The 20534-nt window shown below is 71.8% G+C and carries 17 protein-coding genes; 10 read left to right on the top strand and 7 right to left on the bottom strand.

What is annotated here, in order from left to right:
- Positions 1 to 64: 64 nt before the first annotated feature.
- Both ABZY57_RS18935 and ybaK read left to right on the top strand, forming a co-directional pair.
- Positions 65 to 802, top strand: a complete 738-nt coding sequence (locus tag ABZY57_RS18935) for an LON peptidase substrate-binding domain-containing protein (RefSeq protein ID WP_356513311.1) — start codon at positions 65 to 67, stop codon at positions 800 to 802.
- Between the two features lie 28 nt (positions 803 to 830).
- Positions 831 to 1319, top strand: a complete 489-nt coding sequence (gene ybaK / locus ABZY57_RS18930; RefSeq protein WP_356513309.1) for a Cys-tRNA(Pro) deacylase — start codon at positions 831 to 833, stop codon at positions 1317 to 1319.
- A gap of 40 nt (positions 1320 to 1359) precedes the next feature.
- Here ybaK and ABZY57_RS18925 read toward each other — a convergent pair whose 3' ends face one another.
- The 4 genes from ABZY57_RS18925 to ABZY57_RS18910 form a co-directional block, all read right to left on the bottom strand.
- Positions 1360 to 2040, bottom strand: coding sequence for a hypothetical protein (locus ABZY57_RS18925; RefSeq protein ID WP_356513307.1), 681 nt, complete (start codon positions 2038 to 2040; stop codon positions 1360 to 1362).
- 51 nt (positions 2041 to 2091) lie between these two features.
- Positions 2092 to 2838 (bottom strand): ABC transporter permease, encoded by a 747-nt coding sequence (locus ABZY57_RS18920; protein WP_356513317.1) that lies wholly within the window; start codon positions 2836 to 2838, stop codon positions 2092 to 2094.
- A gap of 71 nt (positions 2839 to 2909) precedes the next feature.
- Positions 2910 to 3950, bottom strand: coding sequence for an ABC transporter ATP-binding protein (locus ABZY57_RS18915; RefSeq protein WP_356513305.1), 1041 nt, complete (start codon positions 3948 to 3950; stop codon positions 2910 to 2912).
- A 28-nt stretch (positions 3951 to 3978) separates the two neighbouring features.
- Positions 3979 to 5346, bottom strand: a complete 1368-nt coding sequence (locus ABZY57_RS18910; RefSeq protein WP_356513303.1) for an NYN domain-containing protein — start codon at positions 5344 to 5346, stop codon at positions 3979 to 3981.
- Positions 5347 to 5566: 220 nt separating this feature from the next.
- Between ABZY57_RS18910 and ABZY57_RS18905 the strand changes: the two genes are divergently transcribed.
- Positions 5567 to 5734, top strand: coding sequence for a hypothetical protein (locus tag ABZY57_RS18905; protein ID WP_356513301.1), 168 nt, complete (start codon positions 5567 to 5569; stop codon positions 5732 to 5734).
- A 68-nt stretch (positions 5735 to 5802) separates the two neighbouring features.
- Here the strand turns inward: ABZY57_RS18905 and dnaE are convergent, their stop codons facing one another.
- Positions 5803 to 9348 carry a DNA polymerase III subunit alpha gene (dnaE, locus tag ABZY57_RS18900; protein ID WP_356513299.1) on the bottom strand — a complete coding sequence of 1182 codons (3546 nt, stop codon included), beginning with the start codon at positions 9346 to 9348 and terminating at the stop codon, positions 5803 to 5805.
- A 214-nt stretch (positions 9349 to 9562) separates the two neighbouring features.
- Here dnaE and ABZY57_RS18895 point away from each other — a divergent pair, with 214 nt between their 5' ends.
- The 5 genes from ABZY57_RS18895 to ABZY57_RS18875 all read left to right on the top strand — a co-directional run bounded on the left by ABZY57_RS18895 (position 9563) and on the right by ABZY57_RS18875 (position 15463).
- The gene (locus tag ABZY57_RS18895) at positions 9563 to 10909 is read left to right on the top strand and encodes a DUF2252 domain-containing protein (protein ID WP_356513297.1); all 1347 of its coding nucleotides are present in this window, start codon (positions 9563 to 9565) and stop codon (positions 10907 to 10909) included.
- A gap of 38 nt (positions 10910 to 10947) precedes the next feature.
- On the top strand, positions 10948 to 11637 hold the full coding sequence (locus ABZY57_RS18890) for a hypothetical protein (protein ID WP_356513295.1): 690 nt from the start codon (positions 10948 to 10950) through the stop codon (positions 11635 to 11637).
- A 64-nt stretch (positions 11638 to 11701) separates the two neighbouring features.
- Positions 11702 to 12499 carry a DsbA family protein gene (locus ABZY57_RS18885; RefSeq protein WP_356513293.1) on the top strand — a complete coding sequence of 266 codons (798 nt, stop codon included), beginning with the start codon at positions 11702 to 11704 and terminating at the stop codon, positions 12497 to 12499.
- Between the two features lie 114 nt (positions 12500 to 12613).
- Positions 12614 to 14299, top strand: a complete 1686-nt coding sequence (locus ABZY57_RS18880) for an alkaline phosphatase D family protein (RefSeq protein WP_356513291.1) — start codon at positions 12614 to 12616, stop codon at positions 14297 to 14299.
- Between the two features lie 222 nt (positions 14300 to 14521).
- Complete coding sequence (locus ABZY57_RS18875) at positions 14522 to 15463, top strand: zinc metalloprotease (protein WP_356513315.1); 942 nt, start codon at positions 14522 to 14524, stop codon at positions 15461 to 15463.
- Between the two features lie 81 nt (positions 15464 to 15544).
- Here ABZY57_RS18875 and ABZY57_RS18870 read toward each other — a convergent pair whose 3' ends face one another.
- The gene (locus ABZY57_RS18870) at positions 15545 to 16114 is read right to left on the bottom strand and encodes a dienelactone hydrolase family protein (RefSeq protein ID WP_356513289.1); all 570 of its coding nucleotides are present in this window, start codon (positions 16112 to 16114) and stop codon (positions 15545 to 15547) included.
- A 50-nt stretch (positions 16115 to 16164) separates the two neighbouring features.
- Here ABZY57_RS18870 and ABZY57_RS18865 point away from each other — a divergent pair, with 50 nt between their 5' ends.
- Positions 16165 to 17193 (top strand): mechanosensitive ion channel domain-containing protein, encoded by a 1029-nt coding sequence (locus ABZY57_RS18865; protein ID WP_356513287.1) that lies wholly within the window; start codon positions 16165 to 16167, stop codon positions 17191 to 17193.
- 146 nt (positions 17194 to 17339) lie between these two features.
- Complete coding sequence (locus tag ABZY57_RS18860) at positions 17340 to 19295, top strand: GAF domain-containing protein (protein WP_356513285.1); 1956 nt, start codon at positions 17340 to 17342, stop codon at positions 19293 to 19295.
- 19 nt (positions 19296 to 19314) lie between these two features.
- Here ABZY57_RS18860 and ABZY57_RS18855 read toward each other — a convergent pair whose 3' ends face one another.
- On the bottom strand, positions 19315 to 20529 hold the full coding sequence (locus ABZY57_RS18855) for a transposase (protein WP_356513283.1): 1215 nt from the start codon (positions 20527 to 20529) through the stop codon (positions 19315 to 19317).
- Positions 20530 to 20534: the final 5 nt, after the last annotated feature.

Genomic DNA, 20534 nt, shown 5'->3' with positions numbered 1-20534 from the left:
AGGGCCGGGTCCGGCCCTCGTCCCCGGGACACCCCCTGCGGCCACGGCCACTACCCTGTGCCTCGTGACCACCGTTCGCCTGCCCCTCTTCCCGCTGAACTCGGTGCTGTTCCCGGGACTCGTCCTCCCGCTGAACATCTTCGAGGAGCGTTATCGCGCCATGATGCGCGAGCTGCTGAAGGCGGGAGAGGACGAGCCCCGCCGTTTCGCGGTCGTCGCGATCCGCGACGGCCGGGAGGTCGCCCCGACCGCGCCCGGCCTGCCGGACCAGACGACCGTGCCCGAGCGCGGCCCGGCGGCCGGTTTCGGCGCCGACCCGGTCCAGGCCTTCCACCGGGTGGGCTGCATCGCGGACGCCGCCTCGATCCGGGAGCGGGAGGACGGCAGCTTCGAAGTGATGGCGACCGGTACGGTCCGGGTCCGGCTGCTGTCGGTCGACGCGTCCGGCCCCTTCCTCGTGGCGGAGCTCGAGGAGCTCCCGGAGGACGCGGGCGACGGCGCGGGCGCGCTGGCGGAAGGCGTGCTGCGGGCGTTCCGCACGTACCAGAAGCGGCTGGCGGGAGCCCGCGAACGCTCCCTGACCGGCATGGACCTCCCCGACGAGCCCTCGGTGGTCTCGTACCTGGTCGCGGCGGCCGCGGTGCTGGACATCCCGGCGAAGCAGCGCCTGCTCCAGGCCCCGGACACGGCGACCCGCCTCGCCGAGGAACTGAAGCTGCTGCGCACGGAGACGGCCGTCATCCGCCACCTCCCCTCGCTCCCGGCCGTGGACCTCACGCGCGCGCCGACGAGCCCCAACTGACGAAGCCGACGAAGGACCCCCAGGACCCATGGCGAAGAAGAAGGCGGCGGGCACTCCGGCGATCGTGGCCCTGACGGCGGCCGGCGCCGAATTCACCGTGCACGCCTACGAGCACGACCCCGCCCACCCGTCCTACGGCGAGGAGGCGGCCCAGGCCCTCGGGGTCTCCCCCGCCCAGGTGTTCAAGACGCTGCTGGCCGACGTGGACGGCTCGCTGGTGGTCGCGGTGGTCCCGGTCTCGGGCAGCCTCGACCTGAAGGCCCTGGCCGCGGCGGTGGGCGGCAAGCGCGCGGCGATGGCCGACCCGGCCCTGGCGGAGCGCACCACGGGCTACGTACTGGGTGGCATCTCCCCGCTGGGCCAGCGCAAGCGCCTGCGGACGGTCCTGGACGCCTCGGCCTCGCAGTTCCCCACGATCTGCGTCTCGGCGGGCCGCCGCGGCCTGGAGGTCGAGCTCGCCCCGGCCACCCTGACCGCTCTGACCTCGGCCGCCGCGGCCCCGATCGCCCGGGCGTGACGTCGCCGGGGCCCCGCAGGGCCCGCCCGTCCGCACCGGGCTACGGTCGCGGAGGCTCCGTACCGGACGGGTCCGCAGGCGGGGCGGCGGGGGGATCCGCAGGGGCCTGGTAGTACGTGGACGGCCACATCGCGAGCTCCGGCGCCGGATCCCGCGTCCCCCACAGGGCCGTCAGGGCCAGGTGGACGACGACCGCGGCCATCGGCCATCCGAGCAGCGCCCCGTGCGCGAGCAGCTCCAGCGGGGCGTCGAAGGGGACTCCCTTGCCCGCCTTCCGGGCGGCCGCCACCAGGTCCGAGGACGGGCCCAGCCACAGGCCCACGCGCCAGCCGACCAGCGCGGCGAAGACCGATCCGACCGCGAGCCCGATCACCTGCGCGGCACCCCCGCCGCGGCGCCACAGGAAGACGGCCAGCGCGCTCAGCACGCCGAATCCGACCGACAGCAGCAGGAAGGTCCCGTCGGCCCCGATGCGGGCCTCGCTCTCGGTGTCCCGCAGGTACACGGCCTCGCCGTTGGAGACGTACTGCACGCGCGGTGCGAGCCAGACCCACAGGAGCCCGAGGAGCACGCCGGCCACGCCGATCACGAGGGCGATGGCGGCCCCGTCGCGGATGTCGGACGGGGAGAAGGCGGGCTCGGACGCGGGCGCGGCCGGAGCCGAAGGGGACTCCGACGGCGGCTGGTCGGGCTTGTCATAGGGGGTCACGGCTTCGGTCACCCCCACATCGTGCCAGGAAGTGTTTGATTTAACGATCGGCCCCCGCGGGCGTCAGCGTACCGCTGCCCGCCGATAGGCCCAGGTCGCGACAGCGAGGGAGAGCACCCCCACCCCCGCGCACACGCCGAGGTCGAGGATGACCGCCGCCCAGTCGGGGTGCGGCTCGAAGGTACGGGCGAACGCCTCCACGCCGTACGTGGACGGCAGCAGGTCCCGCGTCCAGACGATGACGTCCGGCATCCGCTCGGGCGGCAGCACGCCCAGCAGCAGCGCCGCGGACATGCCGAGCTGTCCGGCGAGGGTGGCCAGCTCCTGCCGGGGGGCCAGCAGGCCCAGCGCCGCGCCGAGCCCGGCGAGGGCGGCCCCGGCCAGCGGCACCACGGCGGCCAGGATCCACAGGCCGCCCATCGGCAGCCCGAACAGCACGCTGCCGAAGACGGCCGTCACCAGCGTGCCGGGCAGCGTGAAGGAGGCGTACGCGGCGGCCGCGCCCAGCACCACGGACGCGGGCGGCACCGGCAGGGTGGCGTAGTGGTCGAGCCCGCCGCTGGCCCGGAGCTGCCCGAAGTACTGCGCGAGCAGGTTCAGCGCGACGAAGGCGACGACCAGCACGGAGGAACCGGCGACGACGGCCCGCGCCTCGGAGCCCCCGTCGACCACGCCCCGCATCAGGATCATGATCCCGACGGACTGGAAGGTGGCCACGAACAGCAGCGGGATCCGCGAGACCCGCGCGCGGGACAGCTGGGCACGGTAGACGGCGGCCAGCGCGGGGAAGAACCGGGCGCGCGGCGCCAGGACGCCCGCCGTCCTGAGTGCGGCCGTGGTGGCGGCAGCTGCCGTGGTGTCGGCCGTGGCGGCGGTGGCGCTCACGCCTTCACCAGTCCCTTCGAGGTGCGTCCGCCGAGGGCGAGGTACACGTCCTCCAGGCTCGGCGTGGCCAGCGTGAAATCGTCGAGGGTGGCGAAGGCCGGGCCGCCGGTCACGGCCGCCACCGCCGCCCGCGCCTCGTCGGATCCGAGCCGCAGCACCCAGCGCCGCCCGGATTCGGTGGCCGCGGCGGCGAGCGCGGCGACCTCCGGGAGCTCCAGCGGCGGCGCGGTGCGCCAGACCAGTTCGAGCCGGACCTCTCCGGACACCCGGGCCTTGAGCCCGGCCGGGGTGTCACAGGCGATGACCCGGCCCTGGTCGATGACGGCGACCCGGTCGAGGACGGTCTCGGCCTCCATGACGTTGTGGGTGACCAGCAGCACGGTGGCCCCGGTCTCGGCGCGGCGCCGGTCGACGGCGGCCCAGACGGCCCGCCGGGCCACCGGGTCCATGCCGGTCGTGGGCTCGTCGAGCACCAGGACGGGGCGCTCCCCCACCAGTGCGGCGGCGAAGCACGCGAGGCGCCGCTGCCCGCCGGACAGCTTCTTCAGGGGGCGTCCGGCGATCCCGGTCAGTCCGAGTTCCTCCAGTACGGAGTCCCGTACGGACCGCGCCTCGCGCAGGCCGAGCCCGCGGAGCCGGCCGGTGGTCTCGGCGGCCAGCGAGACCGTGAGCTCGTCGAGGGCGGTGGATTCCTGGCCGAGGTAGGAGAGCAGCCGGGCCGACCGGTCGGGGTGGCGCACGAGGTCGTGGCCGAGCAGGGTCACCGAGCCGGAGTCGGGCCGCAGCAGGCCCGTGAGCTGGCGGACCAGGGTCGATTTGCCGGCGCCGTTGGGGCCGAGCAGTCCGAAGATCTCGCCGCGGCGCACGTCCAGGGTGATCCCGTCGGTGGCACGGGTCTCGGGCAGGGCCGGGGCCCCGCGCCGTCCTCGGACCGCGGGATACGTCTTGACCAGGTCACGCACCGCGCAGACCACGTCGGGGGCCGGTCCCGCGGCCTGTGCCGTGCCCGTGTCCGCCTGTGCTGTCCCCGTACTCACGAGGGAGCAGCCTACGGGGTTGCGGCCCCTACTCGGCTGCCGGGGCCGCCGGGGCGACCGCGACGGGAGCCGCCGCGGGGGCCGCGAGGGCCCCGGGGGCGGCGGCCTGGGCGGCCGCCGATCCGGCGCCGGCCACGTGTTCCGCGGCCGCCCGTACGTCGATCTCGCGCCAGAAGCCGGCCCGGATGGCGTAGCGGTCGTGCTCGTCGATCTGGTCGTCCTTGTGCGCGAGGAGTCCGAACCGGGCGGCGTAGCGCAGCAGCTCACCGTCGATCCGGTGCGGGACCCTCGGGTACATCGTGGCGAGCTTCTGCAGGTGCACGGTCTCCGGGAGCCGTTCCATCCAGCGCCGGGCGAACACCTGGCCGACCTCGAACGGGTCGCCGCCGACGGTGGTGATGTCCTCCTCGCGGTCCGCCCAGCGCTGCTCGGCGGAGGTGAGCTGGGCGAGGGTGGGCAGCGAGGCGGTCTCGGCGGGCTCGCCGAGCGGCCCGGCGCGGTCGATCCACCCCTTGTCCGAGGACCACCGCAGGGCGCTGCCGGCCGGGGCCGTACCGAGGGCCTGGCCGGGCCCGGGGGCGGGTGCGGGGCCGCCGGGGGCGCGCAGGGCGCCCGCGAGGTCCTTCGGGGTCGGGACGGTCCTGCCGTTGGCGGTGGCGGCCCCGGCGGCGGCCGGTACGCCGCCCTCCTCGGGCTCCACGGGGGCCGCGGGCCGGGTTCCGCTGCCGTTGCCGCTGCCCCGGGCGGCTTCGGCGAGGGCGGCTTCGGGCAGCGGTGCGGAGAGGATGGCGGCGATCTCGGGGCGCGGCGCCGGCGCCGGGGCGCAGAGTCCGGTGAGGTCACGCGCGCGGACGGCGCGCGTGATCCAGGTGCGGTCCAGGACGCGGCGTTCGTCGGCTTCGGCGACGAGGTCCTCGGACTGGTTGTAGTCCCCGTCGGCGGCCTGGACGGCCCACAGGTGGACGGCCACCCCGTGTTCCTTGGCGGACATCAGGCCGGGCAGCAGGTCTCCGTCGCCGGTGACGAGTACGACGTCCGAGCAGGCCCGGTTGCGGGCGAGCTCGGTGAGCTCGGCGTGCATGGCCGCGTCGACGCCCTTCTGGGCCCAGCGGCCGTCGCTGCGGGTCAGGGCGCCTAGGCGGACGGTGACCCGGGGCATGACGCGCAGCCGCCGGTGCTCGGGCTGGGGCACCCGGTCGGGTGCACCGTCGAACCAGTAGATCCGCAGGAGCGGCTGCTCGGTGTCGGCTTCGGCGCGCTCGCGCAGGCCCTGGATGAGCGCCGCATGGTCGACGGTGATCCGGGAGCGGGACGGCTCTCCTGCGAGGAGGCTCGCGGCGGCGCCCAGCAGATAGCCGGCGTCCACCAGGACGACGCAGCGGTCCACGCGTACCACCCTCTTCCCTGGGGGTCCTCTGTGTCTTTCGCGGTTTCCCCGAGTCTGCCCGACGGCAACGGCCTTGACGGCCGGAACTCGATCATCGGCGTGGCGTATCTCTCAGAGCCCCCCGGCAGGAACCCGACTACGCGCGGTAATGATCCAAAATGCGCCGTTTACGGCGCTGTGTGAGTGTGAAGGCGGTCCTGGCCCCTAGACCCTCACGGAGGTTCCCCCCATGGCCAAGAACAAGAACCAGAAGCAGCCGGCGAAGCAGCAGGTCCGCTCGTCCGCGCAGGATCCCTCGAAGAGCGGCGCGGAAACCTCGCCCGATTCGACGTCCGCGGCGCCTTCCCCGATGGACATGGCCCGCAAGAGCAAGTCGAAGCGGTTCGGCCACAACTGACGCGCCTCCGCGAGCGGAAACGAAGAGGGCGCGCCCGGATTCCCGGGCGCGCCCTCTTCACGCTTCGGCTACCCGGCCAGGCAGGACGGCCCGAGCAGCACCTTGAGGTCTCCGAAGAGCGCCGGGTCGGGCTTGACCCGGTGCTTGTCGAGCCGGAGCACGGTGGTGGTGCGCGGCCCCTGGAGCTTGATCCGCACCTCGCTGTTGCCCTGGTGGTGGCGCAGGATCTCGCCGAGCCGGGTCACCATCGGCGGGGTGACCTTGACGGTCGGGATGGTGAGGACGACGGGGGCGTGGGTGCCGGCGTTGGAGAGGTCGGGGACCATCATCTCCATGGCGACCAGCCGGGGGACGTCCTCGCGCTTGTCCAGGCGGCCCTTGACGAAGACGACGGTGTCCTCGACCAGCTGGGTGGATACGAGCTGGTAGGTCGCGGGGAAGAACATGCACTCGATGGAGCCCGCCAGGTCCTCGACGGTGGCGATGGCCCAGGCGTTGCCCTGCTTGGTCATCTTGCGCTGGAGGCCCGAGATGATGCCGCCGATGGTGACGACCGCGCCGTCGCCGTGCTCGCCGCCGGTGAGCTGGGAGATGCCGGCGTCGGTCTTGTCGGAGAGCACGTGCTCCAGACCGAAGAGCGGGTGGTCGGAGACGTAGAGGCCGAGCATCTCGCGCTCCTGGGCGAGGAGGTAGGCCTTCTCCCACTCGACGTCGGAGAACTCCACGTCGAGGCCGAAGCCCGGCTCGTCGCCCGCGTCCTCGTCACCCATGCCGCCGAAGAGGTCGAACTGTCCCTCGGCCTCCTTGCGCTTGACGGCGACCACGTTGTCGATCATCGGTTCGTGGTGGGCGACCAGGCCCTTGCGGGTGTGGCCCATCTCGTCGAAGGCGCCGGCCTTGATCAGGGACTCGACGGTGCGCTTGTTGCAGACGACGGCTTCGACCTTGTCCAGGAAGTCGGGGAAGGTGGAGTACTTCCCCTTGGCCTTCCGGGTCTTGATGATCGACTCGACGACGTTCTGGCCGACGTTGCGCACCGCCGTGAGGCCGAAGAGGATCACGTCGTCGCCCTGGGCGGCGAAGTTCGCCTCCGACTCGTTCACGTTCGGCGGGAGCACCTTGATGCCCATGCGGCGGCACTCGTTCAGGTAGATCGCGGACTTGTCCTTGTCGTCCTTGACCGAGGTGAGCAGGCCCGCCATGTACTCGGCCGGGAAATTGGCCTTGAGGTAGGCGGTCCAGTAGGAGACCAGGCCGTACGCGGCCGAGTGCGCCTTGTTGAAGGCGTAGCCGGCGAAGGGGACCAGGACGTCCCACAGCGCCTTGATCGCCTGGTCGCTGAAGCCCTTCTCCTTGGCGCCCGCCTCGAAGATGACGAAGTTCTTCGCCAGTTCCTCGGGCTTCTTCTTGCCCATCACGCGGCGCAGGATGTCGGCCTCGCCGAGCGAGTAGCCGGCGATGATCTGGGCGGCCTTCTGGACCTGCTCCTGGTACACGATCAGGCCGTAGGTGACGCCGAGGATCTCCTTGAGCGGCTCCTCCAGCTCCGGGTGGATCGGGGTGATCTCCTGCTGCTTGTTCTTGCGCAGGGCGTAGTTCGTGTGCGAGTTCATGCCCATCGGGCCCGGCCGGTACAGGGCCGAGACGGCGGAGATGTCCTCGAAGTTGTCGGGCTTCATCAGGCGCAGCAGGGAGCGCATGGGCCCGCCGTCGAACTGGAAGACGCCGAGCGTGTCGCCGCGTCCGAGCAGTTCGAAGGTCTTGGCGTCGTCGAGCGGCAGGCCGAGGAGGTCGAGGTCGATCCCCTTGTTGGCCTTCACCATCTTGACGGCGTCGTCCATGATCGTGAGGTTGCGCAGGCCCAGGAAGTCCATCTTGATCAGGCCGAGCGACTCGCACTGGGGGTAGTCCCACTGCGTGATGGTCACGCCGTCCGTGTGCCGGACCCAGACCGGTGCGTGGTCGACGATCGGCTCGCTGGACATGATCACGCCGGCGGCGTGCACGCCCATCTGCCGGACCAGGCCCTCGACGCCGCGGGCGGTGTCGATGACCTTCTTGACGTCGGGCTCGTTCTCGTACATCGCCCGGATCTCGCCGGCCTCGCCGTAGCGCGGGTGCGAGGGGTCGGTGATGCCGTTGAGGTCGATGCCCTTGCCGAGGACGTCGGCGGGCATCGCCTTGGTGAGCCGGTCGCCCATGGCGTACGGGTAGCCGAGGACGCGGGCCGAGTCCTTGATGGCGTTCTTCGCCTTGATCTTTCCGTACGTGCCGATCATGGCGACCTTGTCGTCGCCGTACTTCTCCGTCACGTAGCGGATCACCTCGACGCGCCTGCGCTCGTCGAAGTCGATGTCGACATCGGGCATGGAGACGCGCTCGGGGTTCAGGAACCGCTCGAAGATCAGGCCGTGGGTGATCGGGTCGAGGTCGGTGATGCCCATGGCGTACGCGACGATCGAGCCGGCCGCGGAGCCACGGCCGGGGCCCACCGCGATGCCCTGGTTCTTGGCCCACATGATGAAGTCGGCGACGACGAGGAAGTAGCCCGGGAACCCCATCTGGATGATGACGTCCAGCTCGTACTCGGCCTGCCTCTGCCGGTCCTCGGGGACGCCTCCCGGGTAGCGGCGGGCCATGCCGCGCCGCACTTCCTCCTTGAACCAGGTGATCTCGGTGTAGCCCTCTTCGGGGATCTCGAACTTCGGCATGAGGTTCTTGGCCTCGAACATGCCGGTGGTGTCGATCTGCTCGGCCACCAGGAGGGTGTTGCGGCAGCCCTCCTGCCAGGCGTCCGAGGAGTCGACGGCGTACATCTCCTCCGTGGACTTGAGGTAGTAGCCGGTGCCGTCGAAGCGGAAGCGGTCCGGGTCGGAGAGGTTCTTGCCGGTCTGGATGCACAGCAGGGCGTCGTGCGCGGCGGACTCGTGGGCGTACGTGTAGTGCGAGTCGTTGGTGACCAGCGGCGGGATGCCGAGCTTCTTGCCGACCTCCAGCAGCCCGTCGCGGACCCGGCGCTCGATCTCGATGCCGTGGTCCATCAGCTCCAGGAAGTAGCGGTCCTTGCCGAAGATGTCCTGGTATTCGGAGGCGGCCTTCAGGGCCTCGTCGAACTGGCCGAGGCGCAGCCTGGTCTGGAGCTCGCCGGAGGGGCAGCCGGTGGAGGCGATCAGCCCTTCCGACCACTGGGAGATGGTCTCCTTGTCCATGCGCGGCCACTTGGTCAGCCAGCCCTCGGCGTACGCGTCGGAGGACAGCCGGAAGAGGTTGTGCAGCCCGGTGGAGTTCGCCGCCCAGATCGTCTTGTGGGTGTAACCGCCGGAACCGGAGACGTCGTCGCGCTTCTGGTGGGGCTGGCCCCACTGGATGCGCCGCTTGTTGCGCCGGGACTCCGGGGCGACGTACGCCTCGATGCCGATGATCGGCGTCACGCCGGCCTTCTTCGCGGTGTGGAAGAAGTCATACGCCCCGTGGAGGTTGCCGTGATCGGACATGGCGATGTGCGTCATGCCCATCTCGTTGCACGCGTTGAACATGTCCTTCAGCCGCGCGGCACCGTCCAGCAGGGAGTACTGGGTGTGGACGTGCAGGTGCGTGAACGGCGTCTTGGTCACGGTGGGGGCCTCCGGGCGGGAGAGAGGGGCGGCAGCTATGAATCCTACGTGGCTCCAGTGACAGGAAGAGGGGGCGCGCGAAGCTCACGACGAGGGTCGGGTGGCGTGTGGGCGGGCACCGAGGGGTACCTTCGTCCGTTGCAGACCCAAAGGACACCTGTCCGCTGCGCCTGATCAAAAGCGCCGATCCACCGCACCACCTGGAGGCACCCGCATGGCGGTTCCCGAGACGACCGACGAGCAGCGCGCCGAGCAGATACTCGACGTGTTCGACATCGCCTTCGGCGAACTGATCACCGCGGACCCGGCGGCCTTCCGGGTCAAGTTCCGCAAGATGGCGGCCTCGGCCTTCGCCTTCTACCGGGGCACCGCCTGCCTCTTCTACGCCGACCTGGAGCACGAGCGGCACGGCGGCCCGTACCTGGACGAGCGCACCGGCCGGGTGTGGATCCACGGCGATCTGCACGCCGAGAACTTCGGCACGTACATGAACGCCCAGGGCCGGCTCGTCTTCAACGTCAACGACTTCGACGAGGCCTACGTCGGCCCCTTCACCTGGGACCTGAAGCGGTTCTCCGCCTCCGTCGCCCTGCTCGGCTACACCAAGGCGCTCAGCGACGACCAGATCAGCGAGCTCGTGCGGATCTACGCGGCGGCCTACCGGGAGCGCATCCACGCGCTGGCGACGGGCGCCAAGAGCCGTGATGCGTCGGAGCTCTCCGCCTTCACCCTGGACACCGCCGACGGTCCCCTGCTGGATGCCCTGCGCGCCGCCCGCCGCCGCACCCGCTTCTCGCTCCTCGACTCGATGACCGAGATCCGCGAGTTCGAGCGCCGCTTCTCCCCCGGCCCCGGGACCATCGAGCTGGACGCGGCCACCCGGTACAAGGTGCTCGCCGCCTTCGACGGGTACCTGGAGACCCTTCCCGACGAGTCCCTGGTCCGCCCGGACTCCTACCGGGTCAAGGACGTGGTGGGCCGCCGGGGCGTCGGAATCGGTTCGGCGGGCCTGCCCTCGTACAACATCCTGCTGGAGGGGCACAGCGACGCCCTGGAGAACGACGTCGTGATCTACCTCAAGCAGGCGCAGACCCCGGCCGTGTCCCGGCACGTCACCGACCGGTCGGTGCGCGAGTACTTCCGGCACGAGGGGCACCGCACCGTGATCTCCCAGCGGGCCCTGCAGGCGCACGCCGACCCGTGGCTCGGCTGGACGGAGCTGGACGGGGCCGGGCAGCTCGTCGCCGAGGTCTCCCCGTACGCGGTGGACCTGGACTGGTCGGACCTGGACGACCCGGAGGAGATCGCGGCCGTGGTCGCCGACCTGGGCCGGGCGACGGCGACCATGCACGGAGCGGCGGACGAGCAGGAGAGCGGTCAGACGCTGGTCCCGTTCTCCACCGAGCGGGCCATCGACGCGGCCATCGCCGCCGATGAGGAGGGCTTCGCGGACCTGCTGGTGGACTTCGCCCACGCCTACGGCGCCCGGGCCCGGGCCGACCACCAGATCTTCGTGGACCTCTTCCGCAACGGCCGGATCCTCCCCTGGACAGGGGCCTAGGGCCCGTCCTCACAGGGACGCATGGCACACTCGCGACGATGGACATATCAGGGGTGGGTCTCCGGGGGCTGCGGGCCGCGCTGTTCAGCGCGGTCGTCGTGCTGCTCTCGACGGGCTCGCACGTCCTGATGTCCCGGGTGCCGCTGCCTCCCGCGCTGGTGGGAGGGGCCTTCGCCGCGGTCTTCGCGATCGCCTTCGCCCTGGCCGGCCGCGAGCGTGGCCTCGGTCACATCGCCGGGCTGCTCGTCCCCCTGGAACTGGCCGCCGACACCGTGCTGACCTCCGGCCAGCACCTCTGCTACGGCCCCGCGGGCGGCCCCGTCTCGGGTCCGCTGCGGGCCATGGGTCTGGCCGACTTCTGCGGCGGCAGCCCGGTGGGCGGGGCGCTGGCCGAGGTGGGCGGTCCCGCCGATCCGGCCGCGCTGCTGGCCGCGCCCGGACCGTGGGCGCCCTGGCTGCTGCTGGGCGCGCACGTATCGGTCGGTCTGCTCGCCTCGCTGTGGCTGCACCGCGGGGAGCGGGCGCTCGGCCGGCTGCTGCGCGCCGCGTCCGCCTGCGCCTTCCGGCCGCTGCGGATGGCCTCGGCCCGTGCGGCGCGGGCCCTGGCCCCGGTGCCGCGCTCACCGCGGGCGGCGCTGCGGAGCACGGTGGCCCGGACCCGCTTCCCCGCGCACTCCGTGGGACGTCGGGGACCTCCTCGCGTACCCGGCGCGTTCGCTCGCGCCTGACGTACGAGGACAGTCCCCCCTTACAGCCGGCTCCACCGCGGAGCCACACCCCACGGAGAGAACGATGAGCGCACGCAACAGCCAGGCGAACAAGGCGGCGGCCCGCGAGAGGCTGCGCATCGAACGCGAGCAGCAGGCCAAGAAGGCCAAGGTCCGCCGGCAGGTGTTCGTGGCGGGCGGCGTCGTGGCCGCCCTCGCCCTGGCCGGCGGCGTCGGTTACGCCGTCGTCCAGTCCAACGAGCCGAGCGCCTGGGAGAAGGCCGCCGACGCCCCCGTGGTCGCGCCGAAGAACACCTCGGGCGAGAACGGCACGACGGTGGTCATCGGCAAGGCCGACGCCAAGAAGACCCTGGAGCTGTACGAGGACGCGCGCTGCCCGGTCTGCGCGAGCTTCGAGCAGGCGGTCGGCCCGCAGGTCAAGAAGGACGTCGACGCCGGCAAGTACAAGATCCAGTTCGTCGGCGCCACCTTCCTGGACAACGGCTTCCCCGGCAGCGGCTCGAAGAACGCCCTGAGCGCGCTGGGCGCGGCCCTCAACGTCAGCCCGGAGGCGTTCCTGGAGTACAAGACGGCCCTCTACTCCGCGGCGAACCACCCGGAGGAGAAGGACGACAAGTTCGCCAAGGACGCGTACCTGCTGTCGGTCGCGGACCAGGTCCCGGCGCTCAAGGGGAACGCCGAGTTCAAGAAGGCGCTCGACGACGGCACCTACGACCGGTGGGCGCTGGAGATGTCGAAGACCTTCGACAAGAGCGGTGTGAAGGGCACGCCGACGCTGAAGATGGACGGCAAGAAGATCGACCCGATGCCGCAGTCGCCCGAGGCGTTCACGACGGCGATCGACAAGGCCATCGCCGGCTGACCCCTCCCTCCCCTCTCGCAGCACCCGACGGACGGGCGAACTCCCCGAGTTCGCCCGTCCGTTGCTTTCAGGGGGCTGGCACAGATCGAATACCCGTCGGTAATATGATCATCCGTGACCAGTCAACTCTCCCCTTCCGCACCGGAATCGGCGACCGTGCCGACTCCCCGCCGCCGTACGGTCGTCCTGGCCGCGGCGGCCACGGCGGCACTCGTCCCGATCGCCGCGCTGGGCGCCGAAGCCGCCCACGCCGCCACGAGCACCACCGACGGCGCACCCTCCTTCCTGCACGGCGTCGCCTCGGGCGACCCGCTCCCCGACGGGGTCCTGCTGTGGACCCGCGTCACCCCGACCGCCGGAGCCGTACCGGGCTCCGGCGCGGGCCCGGCCGTCGCGGTGGGCTGGGAGATCGCCGAGGACAAGGCCTTCTCCCGGATCGTCTCGAGCGGCACCGTCACCGCGAGCGCGGCGTCCGACCACACCGTCAAGGCCGACGTACGGGGCCTGCGGCCGCAGACGGCCTACTGGTACCGGTTCACGGCCGGCTCCACCGTCTCCCCGGTGGGGCGCACCCGCACCGCCCCCGCCGCCGCCACCGCGCCCGCCGGGATCCGCTTCGGCGTGGTCTCCTGCGCCAACTGGGAGTCCGGCTACTTCTCCGCGTACCGCCACCTGGCCGCGCGGGCCGACCTGGACGCCGTACTGCACCTGGGCGACTACATCTACGAGTACCAGAGCGGCGGTTACCCCGAGGCGAAGTACGTCGTGCGGCAGCACGAGCCGCTGCACGAGATCCTCACCCTGGCGGACTACCGCACCCGGCACGGCACGTACAAGACGGACCCCGACCTCCAGGCCCTGCACCAGGCCCACCCGGTCATCGCGATCTGGGACGACCACGAGATAGCGAACGACACCTGGTCCGGCGGCGCCGAGAACCACGATCCCGCCGCCGAGGGCTCCTTCGGGGCCCGCGCGGCCGCCGCCCGGCAGGCGTACTTCGAGTGGATGCCGGTCCGCACGTCCACCGAGGGCACCGTCTACCGCCGGCTGCAGTTCGGCACCCTCGCCGACCTGCACCTGCTGGACCTGCGCACCTTCCGCTCGCAGCAGGCGGGCATCGGCAGCGGCGCGGTGGACGACCCGGAGCGCACCCTCACCGGGCGGGCCCAGCTGGACTGGCTGAAGGCCGGGCTGGCCGGCTCGCAGGCCACCTGGAAGCTGGTGGGCACCTCGGTGATGATCTCGCCGGTGGCCTTCGGCTCGCTGCCGGCGCACCTGCTGGGTCCCCTCACCGAACTGCTCGGTCTGCCCGCGGGCGGCCTCGCGGTCAACGTGGACCAGTGGGACGGGTACACGGACGACCGCCGTGAGCTGCTGGGACACCTGACGGACCGTTCCGTCCGCAACACCGTCTTCCTGACCGGTGACATCCACATGGCCTGGGCGAACGACGTCCCGGTGACGGCGGCCACCTACCCCTGGTCGCGGTCGGCGGGCGTGGAGTTCGTGGTGACGTCGGTGACCTCCGACAACATCGACGACCTGCTGCACGTGCCGGCCGACACGGCCTCGCTGGTCGCCGAAACGGCCATCAAGGCCGCCAACCGGCACGTGAAGTGGCTGGACATGGACGCCCACGGCTACGGCGTGCTGGACGTGACGGCCGAGCGTTCCCAGATGGACTACTACGTGGTCTCGGACAAGCGGCGCCAGGACGCCACGGCCGCCTGGGCACGCTCGTACCGCACGCTAAACGGGACCCAGAAGGTCGAGCGGGCGGACCGGCCCGTGCGCTGACGCTCCGCCAGATTTCCCGTCGGAGGGGGCGCTTGGCGTAGACCAGGCGCCCCATTGGCATCAGAAGCAACAAATCTTTTACGTAGAGCACTTGACCTGTTTATGACATGCGCACGTAAGATTCCCGCCAGCGTGAGGAGATCCCTTCCGCTCTACCCCCACTCGCGAGGAGCACACGTGCGCGCTCTTGCCCGCATATCCCCCCTTCTCCGCCGCCGCCTGATGGGTACCGCCGTACTCGCCGGCACCCTGGCCTTCACCCCGCTCGCCGCCCCCACCACGGTCGCGGCCGCCAAGACCGGCGCGGAGGTGTGCGCCGAGGACGCTTCCGGCGCCGCGGCCAACGCCCGTGTGGCGCGCCCGAAGGACCAGCACGCGGCCGAGCCGAACGAGGTCACCGAGGCGCAGTCCAAGGCCATGGACGCCGACCTCAAGGCGAAGCTGGACAAGATCTCGAAGGAGCCGCGCAGCCTGCGCGTCGCCGAGGCAGTCACGAGCATCCCCGTGTACTTCCACGTCATCCACTCCGGCACCACCGGAAAGCTGACGTCCACCGACATCAGCAACCAGCTGGCGGTGCTCAACGCGGCCTACGCCGGCCAGGGCACCGGAAACGTGAACAGCGGCTACCAGTTCACCCTGGCGGGCACCGACTACACGGACAACGCCGGCTGGTACAACCTGGCTTCCGGCTCCACGGCCGAGAAGACCATGAAGAGCACCCTGCGCAAGGGCGGCGCGAACGCCCTCAACTTCTACACCGCCAACCTCTCCGGCGGGCTGCTGGGCTGGGCCACCTTCCCCAGCTCCTACGCCTCCCAGCCGTCGATGGACGGCGTGGTCGTCCTGGACACCTCGCTGCCGGGCGGCTCCGCCGCCAACTACAACGAGGGCGACACCGCGACCCACGAGGTCGGCCACTGGATGGGCCTCTACCACACCTTCCAGGGCGGCTGCAACGGCAGCGGCGACTCGGTCTCGGACACCCCGGCCGAGAAGAGCGCGGCCTACCAGTGCCCGACCGGCCGTGACACCTGCGCCAGCAAGGCGGGTGTCGACCCGATCCACAACTTCATGGACTACACGTACGACAACTGCATGTACCAGTTCACCGCGGGCCAGGTGACCCGCATGAAGAGCATGTGGACGGCCTACCGCGCCTGACGCAAGGCGTCCTGACCTGACGCACTCATGACGATGGGGCCCCGCGTGCGGGGCCCCATCCGCGCATCCGGCTGCGGTCGCCTACAGGGAGTCGAGGAAGGCGAGGGCGACCGCCCAGGCCTGCTCCGCGGCCTCCGCGTCGTAGTCGTCCAGTCCCGGGTCGGTGAACAGGTGCCCGGCCCCCGGGTAGCCGTGGACCTCCACGTCCGCCCCGGCCTTGCGCATCCGCAGGTACCAGGCCGTCAGCCAGTCGTGCGGTTCGAAGGGGTCGGGGTCGGCGATGTGCAGCTGCACCGGCAGCTCGTCGAGGTAGACGCCCTCCTCCAGGTCGGCCGTCCCGTGCAGGAGCAGCAGCCCGCGCGCCTTCTCGTCGGCGAGCGCCAGGTGCTGGGCGATCGAGCCCCCGAAGGAGAAGCCGGCATAGACCAGGCCCTGGTCGGAGTAGGGGGCCGAGGCCAGTACCGCCCGCTTGAGCAGCTCGTCGCGGCCGATCTCCTCCTGGTGGGCCATGCCCTCCTCGACGGTCTCGAAGGTGCGTCCCTCGAAGAGGTCCGGCACCTGGACCTGGTGCCCGGCCGCGCGCAGCCGGTCGGCCGCCTCCCGCACGGCGGGCCGCAGCCCGTAGGTCGAATGGAAAAGCATGATGTTCATGCCCCCATCGTGCCAGTTTCGCCGGACCCCCTCCGGTTACGTTGGCCCGCATGGACACGGACTCCTTCCTGCGCCCGATCGCGGCCGTCGCCGGCACCCTGGCCGTCACCCTGCTCGCGGGCTGGCTGCTGGACCTGCTGCTCCGCCGCGCCGACGCCCGGCACAGCGAGACTCCGCTGTGGGGGCTGCTGCGCCGCTGCCGCCCGCCGTTCCTGGTGGTCCTGGCCGCCTCCCTGCTCCAGGCCGTGCGGCGGCGCGCGGACGGCCCCGGGCACGTGCTGACCCTGGTCCTGATCGCCGCGGCCGCGTGGCTGCTGATCCGCATCACGACGGCGATCGTCGACTCCACGTACGCCCGCTACGCGGCCGACGCCTCCGACCAGGCCAGGGTCCGCCGGGTCCGCACTCAGGTCACGCTGATCCAGCGGGTGGTCACGGCGGTGGTGATCGTCGTGGCGCTCGGCGCGATGCTCCTGACGTTCCCCGAGATGCGGACGGTCGGCACCTCGATGCTGGCCTCGGCGGGCGTACTCGGCATCGTGGCGGGCATCGCGGCGCAGGCCGCGCTCGGCAACCTCTTCGCCGGACTCCAGATCGCCTTCGGCGACACCGTCCGGATCGGCGACACGGTGGTGGTGGACAAGGAGTGGGGCACGGTGGAGGAGATCACCCTCACCTTCCTCACGGTCCGCACCTGGGACGAGCGCCGGATCACGATGCCGGTCTCCTACTTCACGAGCAAGCCGTACGAGAACTGGTCGCGCGGTGGCGCGCAGATGACGGGCACCGTGTTCTGGCACCTGGACCACAGCGCCCCGCTGGACCTGATGCGCGCACAGCTCCAGCGGATCCTGAAGGACATCCCCGAATGGGACGGCCGCACCGGCTCGCTGGCGGTCACCGACACCACCCCGCACACCATCCAGGTCCGCGCGGTGGTCACGGCGAAGGACGGCGACGCCGTCTGGACCGTCCGCTGCGCGGTCCGCGAACGCCTGCTCACCTGGCTGACGGCGCACCACCCGTACGCCCTGCCCCGCATCATCACGACGGAGGCCGCGCCCCCGCCCGCCCCCTGACGTACACGCAGGTCTGGTAGGCGTGTCGACTCCCCCCGCACCACCTCCGGGGCGTCAAGGGACAGGCCCCGCTTGACCCTTCGGCGGACGGAACCTAGGTTCGGGGAGCTGGCTTGATTGCGCTGGTCAGACGAGGGGAGACACGTATGGGGCCGGAGATCGGTTCCCACCGGGGAGGGTCCGGCGCGCTGGCCGTGCTGGAACTCCTCGCACAGGAAGCTCCGCCCGCCCTGTTCGAGGCCCTGCTGCACGAGGCCCGAATATCCGGAGCCGGGCCGGCGGAGGTCGCCGAGCTGACCCGGGCCCTGGAGCTGGCCGGGGCGGTCCGCGGGAACGCCGCGCTCTGCCGGCAGCGCAAGGCGTCCCTGGCCGCGCTGGTGGACACCGCCCACGACCTGACCTCGCCGTACGACCTGGACGGCCTGCTCCGGGTGATCAACCGCAGGGCCCGGCGGCTGCTGGGCCTCGACATGGCCTGGGTGTCCCTCAACCGCCCCGACGGCACGGGGTACGTACGCACCTCCGAAGGCGAGAGCACCACTCAGAACATCGGGCTCGAACTGGGCACGGGGCTGGGCAGCGCCGCCCAGACGCACCGGGCTCCCCTGTGGAGCGCCGACTACCTGAACGACGACACCATCCCGCACGGCCCCGGCATCGACACCGTGGCCCGGGCCGAGGGACTGCGCGCGATCATCGCCGTGCCCCTGCGCAACGGGGACTCCACGCTGGGCGTCCTGTACGGCGCCAACCGGGAGGTGCGCCGCTTCAGCCCGGACGAGATCGGGCTGCTGCTCTCGCTCGCCGACCTGGCCGCCGTGGCCATCGAGAAGGCGCGCCTGCTGGAGCAGACCCAGGAGGAGGTCGCCGAGCTGGAGCGGTTCGGATCGCGCACCAACTCCACCCTGACCCGGGTCCGTTACCTGTGGGAGTGCCACGCCCGGCTGGCCGGTCTGGTGCTGGACGGTGCGAGCCTGTCGGCCCTGGCGCGGGCGACCGCGGACGCGCTGGACGGGGTCGTCCAGGTCCGGGATCCCGGTGGGCGGCTGCTGGTCTCCACCGGTGAGCTGCCGGCGGACCTCGACGAGGAGGCCGTCGCGAGGGCGGCCCTGGCGGCCCACGGGCTGCGGCCCGTGGAACTGCCGGGCGACGTGTGGCTGGTCCCGGTACTGGCCGGCGCCGAAGAGCTCGGCGTGCTGGTGCTGCACGCCTCGGCGCCCCTGACGGTCGAGGACGTACGGCTCCTGCGGATGGCCGCCCAGACCGTGGCCTCGCTGATCCTGATCCAGCGCGGCACCGCCGCCGCCGAGGGCCCGGTCCACGAGGAGCTGCTCCAGGAGCTGCTGGACCGGCCGACCCGCTCGGACCGGCACCTGCTGGAGCGCGTACGGCGCCTGGGGATCGAGCTGGACCGCCCTCACGTGGTGGTGGTGGCCCGTCCGGAGGGCGGGGAGTTGGGCAGGGCCGTGGCCTGGGCGTCCTCGTACGCCCATCGGATGAACGGACTCAAGGGCGTGCGCCGCGGGTGCATCGTGCTCGTCCTGCCCGGCTCCGACGCCTCGGCCGCGGCCCGCCAGGTCTCGGCCGAGCTGTCACCGATGCTCGGGCACCCGGTGTCCACCGGGGCCGCCGGGCCCTCGCGCAGCGCGCGCGAGGTGGCCCAGGTGTACGCGGAGGCCGTGCGCTGCCTGGACGCCCTGACGGCGCTCGACGGCGCCGGCGGCACGGCCTCGCTGAGCGAACTCGGCTTCCTGGGACTGCTGTTGTCCACCGACCATGACGTCGAGGCCTTCATCGGGTCGACGATCGGCCCGGTCCTGGACTACGACGGGACCCGCTTCACGGAGCTGACGCGCACCCTCGACTCGTACTTCGAGTCGGGGGGCAGCCCCACCCGCGCGGCCGAAGCGCTGCACGTGCACGCCAACACCGTCTCGCGCCGTCTGGCGCGCATCACGGACCTGCTCGGTCCCGAGTGGCAGAGGCCGGACCGGGCCCTGGAGATCCAGATGGCGCTGCGGCTGCGCAAGGCCCGCGATGTGCTGCACGAACGGCGCACCGAGTCGGGGTCCGGGTCCGGGGCGGCCCCTCGCCTGGGGTGACGAGCGGGGTGGGGGGAGGTTACTGCCGTCGCGCCGCGGCGAGGCTGTGGGCGGCGTGGGCGATGGAGGCCAGGGTGACGTGCCGGTGCCAGCCGTGCAGGGAACGTCCGGCGTAGTCGCGCAGTCCCAGTTCCTGACCGCTGCGCTGGGAGGTGAGCGCCACCCGCGGGGCCTGCTTGGTCAGCCGCAGCAGGCGGACCACGGACATCCGGGTCAGGTCGGTGATCCACAGCTGGGCCGGCAGCCGGTGCGGGTCGGTCCACTCGCCGACCAGCACGAGCTGGCGGCGCCGGGCCGCCGACGGGTCGGGCATCATCACGCCGACGGCGACGGCGAGGGTGGTGCGGCGCACCGCCGGGTTGACCGGGTCGACCCACTCGACGGGCGTGCGCAGCCCCTTGAGGGACTGGAGGATGTCCTCGGCGTTCAGCGGGCCGGCGCCGTAGCCGGGCAGCGCCGGGTCGGTGACGAGCAGTCGGCTGATCGGGCTGATCCGGGCCACGACGGGGATCCGGGCCTCGGCGAAACGGTTCATCGTCAGGCGCGTCCCGATGTTCCGGACGTCGAGGACGACCGGGTGGGAAGGCATCGCGGCGGCCTTGACGGTCTCGATGACACCGCTGGCCGCGCACTCCTCGTACGAGGTGTGGTGTGCGGGTCCGGGGCCGGTGGTGGTGCGGCGCGCCGAGTTCGCGGCGAGCTCGGCGTTGCTCTCGCCGTCCGGAACGAACAGCCGCCAGCCGACCGGCGTCGCCACCTCGGGCGAGGTGAACCAGGTGCCGAACGCCTGCTGCCCGCGGAACATCTGGCCCTGGTGCGGGTCGAAGTGGTGGCCGACGCCGACCGAGTGCTCGCCGCCCTTGGGGATCGCCATCGGCTGGGCGACCCACGCGGTGAGCGGGGTGGTCCTCTCCAGGTAGCCCGAGAGCGCGGTGCGCAGGGGCTGCCAGTCCCAGGTGGAGCTGAAGATGAAGTGGTGCAGGCTCTGTTCGGCGGCGTCCCCCTCGACGTGGGCCGCGATGCTGCGGATGGACTTGCGTCCTGAGGTGGCGAGCAGGCCCCGTACGTACCCCTGGGCCTTCTCCCGCTGGTCCTTGCGGCGGAGCGAGGCGAAGACCGTGGCACACAGGTCCTCGGTGATCTCGCGGATCGGGTCGCGTCGGATCTGGACCGCGGTGGTGCGGCCCTCCCGCGCACCCACGACGGACAGTTCCCTTCGGACGATGGTGTTCATGACGG

Origin of the sequence: Streptomyces sp. NPDC006450 (assembly GCF_040612195.1) — a bacterium.
Taxonomy (GTDB): Bacteria; Actinomycetota; Actinomycetes; order Streptomycetales; family Streptomycetaceae; genus Streptomyces.
Note: the sequence above shows the minus strand (reverse complement) of the source record. Positions and strands in the feature narration are given on the sequence as shown.